The organism is Bradyrhizobium sp. Mp27 (genome assembly GCF_029953005.1).
GTDB classification, from domain to species: domain Bacteria; phylum Pseudomonadota; class Alphaproteobacteria; order Rhizobiales; family Xanthobacteraceae; genus Bradyrhizobium; species Bradyrhizobium barranii.
The window spans coordinates 1-220 of record NZ_JASAUS010000830.1; the positions used below are offsets into that span (position 1 = coordinate 1).

At 55.0% G+C, this 220-nt stretch carries 1 pseudogene; it reads right to left on the reverse strand.

Annotation, left to right across the window (positions count from 1 at the left end):
- Window positions 1–110: pseudogene (locus tag QJT78_RS52800) on the reverse strand (IS630 family transposase); the annotation flags it as partial.
- Window positions 111–220: the final 110 nt, after the last annotated feature.

The following is a 220-nucleotide window of genomic DNA, read 5'->3' on the forward strand; positions in this document are numbered from 1 at the left end:
AGCTGAGTGATACGGCGGCCTTTGAAACGGCGTTGACGGACCTTTTTCTTGGTCCAGACGAAGGGCTCGGCTCTGTCGTTGTATGCGTTGACGTAGGCATCGATGTGTTCCGAGCTATGGCTGATTTTGGGTGACGCGGCCTGATCAGGCGGCGTGGCTTTCAGTGTTCGGAATGACTTCGATTCCGTCGATGAACTTTACACCGGCGATGACTTTCGGC